The following is a 4,861-nucleotide window of genomic DNA, read 5'->3' on the forward strand; positions in this document are numbered from 1 at the left end:
GGCAACGACACGCTGATCGGCGGTGCGGGTGCGGATGCTTTGATCGGTGGTGCAGGCACAGATCGCGCGCAATATACCGATGCGACAGCAGCTTTACGCGTCGACCTGCTAAACACAGCCGCGAACACAGGCTATGCGGCAGGCGACACCTTTAGCTCCATCGAAAATCTAATGGGCTCGAACCACAACGATATGCTCAGCGGCAACAACGGCCGCAACGCGATCTGGGGCGCCAATGGTGACGACATCCTGATCGGGCGTGGCGGCGATGACACCCTCAATGGCGGGAATGGCAACGACACGCTGATCGGCGGTGCGGGCGCGGATGCTTTGATCGGCGGCGCAGGCACAGATCGCGCGCAATATACCGATGCGACGGCAGCTTTGCGCGTTGATCTGCTCAACACAGCCGCAAACACAGGCTATGCAGCAGGCGACACCTTTAGCTCCATCGAAAATCTGATGGGCTCGAACCACAACGATATGCTCAGCGGCAACAACGGCCGCAACGCGATCTGGGGCGCCAATGGCGACGACATCCTGATCGGGCGTGGCGGCGATGACACGCTGAATGGCGGGAATGGCAACGACACGCTGATCGGCGGCGCGGGTGCGGATGCTTTGATCGGTGGCGCAGGCACAGATCGCGCGCAATATACCGATGCGACGGCAGCTTTGCGCGTTGATCTGCTCAACACAGCCGCAAACACAGGCTATGCGGCAGGCGACACCTTTAGCTCCATCGAAAACCTGATGGGCTCGAACCACAACGATATGCTCAGCGGCAACAACGGCCGCAACGCGATCTGGGGTGCCAATGGAGATGACATCCTGATCGGGCGTGGCGGCGATGACGCGCTGAATGGCGGCAACGGCAACGACACGCTGATCGGCGGCGCGGGCGCGGATGCTTTGATCGGTGGTGCAGGCACAGATCGCGCGCAATATAGCGATGCGACGGCGAGTGTGCGCGTCGATCTGTGGAATTCCAGCGTCAACACAGGCTATGCGGCAGGCGACACTTACAGTTCCATCGAAAATATATTGGGCTCGAACCACGACGACATCCTGAGCGGTAACAACGGGCGCAACGCGATCTGGGGCGGCAATGGAGACGACACCATCCGAGGGCGCGGTGGCGATGACGTGCTGCACGGCGGAACTGGCGCGGACGTTTTTGAATTTGTGGTGGGGGATGACGACGATATCGTTGGCGATTACAACGCCTATGAGGATGACATCGAAATCTTCGGCACAAGCACAGTGAGCGGCGCGATTGATGACACAGATTTTGTCATCACCTACGGTACGGGCGGCGACATTGGCACCATCACATTGGCAGGCGTCTATACGGGCTTGACCGAAGACAGCTCCGAATGGAACGACCTCACCGACGCCCTAAATGCCGCCATCGCCTAAGGCATGGCGCGGGTGAGGATCGGGTTAGCCTTCAAGCAAGCTTTGGTGATTGCGCCAGAGCAGTAAAAGGCCTAGCCCCAACAAGATCAAAGCCGTGAGGATCGGAAAGATCAACGACAGATAGTCCCCTGTGTAGCCGGGCGCATAAATGCCTTTGCGCAGAAAGCCAACCACATGGATAAGCGGGTTCCACCATAAAATATCTTGCGCGAATTGTGGCATTGTTTCGTAGGGAAAAAACAGCCCCGAGATAAAGATCAAGGGACGTGTCAAAATTTGCCACATCCTTTCCCACACAGGAAAACTCATCATCACGTAGCAGTTGAAACAGCCGACACCAAACCCAAGCAAACCGCCCATAAGATAAGAAATCGCGATCTGCGTGTAGTCAGGGCTAATCTGTAAATCCAGCACAATAGCTATGCCAAAAAACACGATATAGGCGACCAATGTATGGGTCAGAAGATGCAATAAGGCGCGTGCCATCAGCGCGTCGATAAAGGTCACAGCGGGGTATCGCAGCAAGGGGCGCGAGTGATTTAAGGCTGTTGACGTTTTATTTGCGACATCGTTAAACAGCATAAAAGGTAGATAGCCTGTTGCATAAAATAACGGAAAACTGTCTCCGATTGCAGGCGATCTCATTACAAATGAGAAAATAGTCGACAGCACAGCCAGAGCCAGCACAGGTTCCAAAATCGCCCAAGCGTATCCGCCAGGGGATCGTCCATATGAGGTCGACATTTCGCGCATCATGAGCGCAAACATCGTCCGCCCTGTGCGAAACTTGCGGGCGCGCATTCCGTCTTGATCAAGTAGATCTTGTTGGGGCTGATCTGTCATCGCTTCATATTTTCCAAGTGATGAGCAATGCCGTCTTCGACATTTTCATACATGATCAAGTTGCCGTTTTCCAACACGGCAGCCTTTGTGCACATTTTGCGAATGACGCCCATTGAATGCGATACAACGATAGCCCCCGACGCCCCGATACGTTTGTTGAACACCTCGTTTGCTTTCTCTTTAAACCGCTGATCTCCAACGCTTGTGACTTCATCAACAAGGTAGGTATCAAAGCGGATGCCCATAGAAACACCAAAGGCAAGTCGCGATCGCATACCTGCGGAATAGGTGCGAAACGGGTAGTGAAAATGTGCACCCAGTTCAGCGAAGTCTTCGACAAAGGCGCATAGCATGTCCGTATCGACGCCGTAAACGCGGGCGATAAATCGCGTGTTCTGCGCTCCGGTCAGTTCACCGTGAAAAGAACCTGCAAAACCGACTGGCCAAGAAATTGTCCCATCACTCCAGATGCGGCCACGGGTTGGTTTTTGGTTGCCAGCAATCAGGCTCATCAATGTGGATTTTCCCGCTCCGTTTCGCCCCAGCAAAGCGACGGCCACTCCTGTTGGGAAAACGGCGTTTATTCCGCTTGCAACGACTTTCTGTTCTCCACGTGTGCGATATATTTTCCAAACGTTTTCACAGACAATCATGGCTTAGCGTCTATCTCGGATACTGTAAAAGATGAGCAGGCCGACGGACCACATTAAAGATACGAACAGACCAACAACGATCAGTTTGGTAAAACGATTGGGATAACGGCTTTTCTCAGCCAGTGTGGGCTGAACGTGGGCGACCAAATAGCGGGCTGTGCGTTTGGCTTCTGCTAAGGCCGCTGTATATGTGAGCTGCGCTGATCGATAGGCTTCTTCTGCGAATAGCAAATCTGAGGTCAGGCGTTCAAAATCGGCGAAAAGTGTCGCATAGTCATCTTCACCTGGTCCTTGGCCACCTCGGCTAAACTTCTGCTGTTCGACCTCAATCTGGGCCTGAAGTGCTGAAATCTTTCGATTGGCTTCGTTCAGTCGCGGATCTGTTTCACGCGCGGAACGGCTGAGCAGGTTGCGTTGCACCAGAGTTTCCGCCAATTGCGCTTGTAGTTGCGTTAAAATCCCCATCTGGGCTTGCAAGGTCACATTTGGGTCAACGATCTTAGCTTCCAAGCGAAAGTTGGTCATGGCCTCGCGGGCCGCAGACAAACGTAGCTCTCCGCTTTGCAGCTCGTCACGACTAAATCGAGTAGCATCGGAATGCGCTTCATCGGATAGACGATTGATCAAGTCGCGGCTGGCTTCATAAATCGCTAGTGTGATGTCATGCGTTATTTTCGGATCATAGCTGCGCACGGATAGGGTCAATATGCCATTTTCAGACTGAGTCGTAACGATATTGTTCCAGTAATCATTCAGGTCTTCGCGTTGACCAGACGGGTTAAAAGCGTAAATGAAATCACGCGGCCAAGCTTGTGAAAAGGCATCTCTTAGGTCAATCTCTTTGTTGATGATTTCAATAAGATCGCTGCTTGCAATAAACTGCGTGAGAATATCCACATCGCTTGAGCTGCTGCCCGTGATGGAAGATAGCCCCCCCAAAAGATCAGTCGCAGATTGCAGACTTTCAGTGCGCACGGAAAAGGACATGCTTGAAATATATTGATCGCGTGCAAAGCCCCAAAGGTAAACCGCTGATAAAACCAATGGCAGCAAAACGGCCAGCCCAAAGGAATACAAAATTCCGTAATGCCGCTTTTCCATTTGCGCAGGCCCTGCAATACCTAGGTTTTCTTGCATGTTATCTTGCCTCTGTTTTGCCTATGACATGTACCATCTTTTGAATATGTCACAATAGCGAAAACAAGATGAGTCATGGCTTGGGCAAAGCTCAGCCAGAGCTGTTTGCCACCTACGGGTCATACCGTAAAGCTATGCCCAATGATTGAATGCGACCTGAAATGAGGCGCATTCAATCTATGCGAAAAGTCATGAAGCAGCGAGGTGGCTAACCTGATCCTCACCCGCGCGATGCCTTAGGCGATGGCGGCATTTAGGGCGTCGGTGAGGTCGTTCCATTCGGAGCTGTCTTCGGTCAAGCCCGTATAGACGCCCGCCAATGTGATGGTGCCAATGTCATCGCCCGTACCGTAGGTGATGACAAAATCTGTGTCATCAATCCCGCCGCTCACTGTGCTTGTGCCGAAGATTTCGATGTCATCCTCATAGGCGTTGTAATCGCCAACGATATCATCGTCATCCCCCACCACAAATTCAAAAACGTCCGCGCCAGTTCCGCCGTGCAGCACGTCATCGCCACCGCGCCCTCGGATGGTGTCGTCTCCATTACCGCCCCAGATCGCGTTGCGCCCGTTGTTACCGCTGAGCATATCGTCATGGTTCGAGCCCATCAGATTTTCGATGGAGCTAAACGTGTCGCCTGCCGCATAGCCTGTGTTGACGCTGGAATTCCACAGATCGACGCGCACACTTGCCGTCGCATCGGTATATTGCGCGCGATCTGTGCCTGCGCCACCGATCAAAGCATCCGCGCCCGCACCGCCGATCAGCGTGTCGTGGCCTGTGCCGCCATTGAGGGTGTCATCGCC

5 protein-coding genes are annotated in these 4,861 nt (G+C 53.4%); 1 reads left to right on the forward strand and 4 read right to left on the reverse strand.

Annotation, left to right across the window (positions count from 1 at the left end):
- A partial coding sequence (locus tag EDD53_RS14680; RefSeq protein ID WP_148087115.1) for a calcium-binding protein occupies nucleotides 1-1,419 on the forward strand: 1,419 nt, incomplete at its 5' end.
- Nucleotides 1,420-1,443: 24 nt separating this feature from the next.
- Here EDD53_RS14680 and EDD53_RS14685 read toward each other — a convergent pair.
- The 4 genes from EDD53_RS14685 to EDD53_RS14700 all read right to left on the reverse strand — a co-directional run.
- Nucleotides 1,444-2,262, reverse strand: a complete 819-nt coding sequence (locus tag EDD53_RS14685) for an ABC transporter permease (protein WP_246002432.1) — start codon at nucleotides 2,260-2,262, stop codon at nucleotides 1,444-1,446.
- Nucleotides 2,259-2,915, reverse strand: a complete 657-nt coding sequence (locus EDD53_RS14690; protein WP_123794316.1) for an ABC transporter ATP-binding protein — start codon at nucleotides 2,913-2,915, stop codon at nucleotides 2,259-2,261. Before EDD53_RS14690 ends, EDD53_RS14685 begins: the two co-directional genes overlap by 4 nt.
- Before the next feature lie 3 nt (nucleotides 2,916-2,918).
- Complete coding sequence (locus EDD53_RS14695) at nucleotides 2,919-4,052, reverse strand: KpsE/RkpR family capsule polysaccharide export protein (protein WP_123794317.1); 1,134 nt, start codon at nucleotides 4,050-4,052, stop codon at nucleotides 2,919-2,921.
- A 236-nt stretch (nucleotides 4,053-4,288) separates the two neighbouring features.
- A partial coding sequence (locus EDD53_RS14700) for a calcium-binding protein (RefSeq protein ID WP_148087116.1) occupies nucleotides 4,289-4,861 on the reverse strand: 573 nt, incomplete at its 5' end.

This window comes from Pacificibacter maritimus (genome assembly GCF_003814915.1).
Lineage (GTDB): Bacteria > Pseudomonadota > Alphaproteobacteria > Rhodobacterales > Rhodobacteraceae > Celeribacter > Celeribacter maritimus.

Bases quoted from the DNA above. Each gene is read 5' to 3' on its own strand.
- EDD53_RS14685 (WP_246002432.1), bottom strand. From the start codon at position 2,262: ATGACAGATCAGCCCCAACAAGATCTACTTGATCAAGACGGAATGCGC.
- EDD53_RS14695 (WP_123794317.1), bottom strand. From the start codon at position 4,052: ATGCAAGAAAACCTAGGTATTGCAGGGCCTGCGCAAATGGAAAAGCGG.
- EDD53_RS14690 (WP_123794316.1), bottom strand. From the start codon at position 2,915: ATGATTGTCTGTGAAAACGTTTGGAAAATATATCGCACACGTGGAGAA.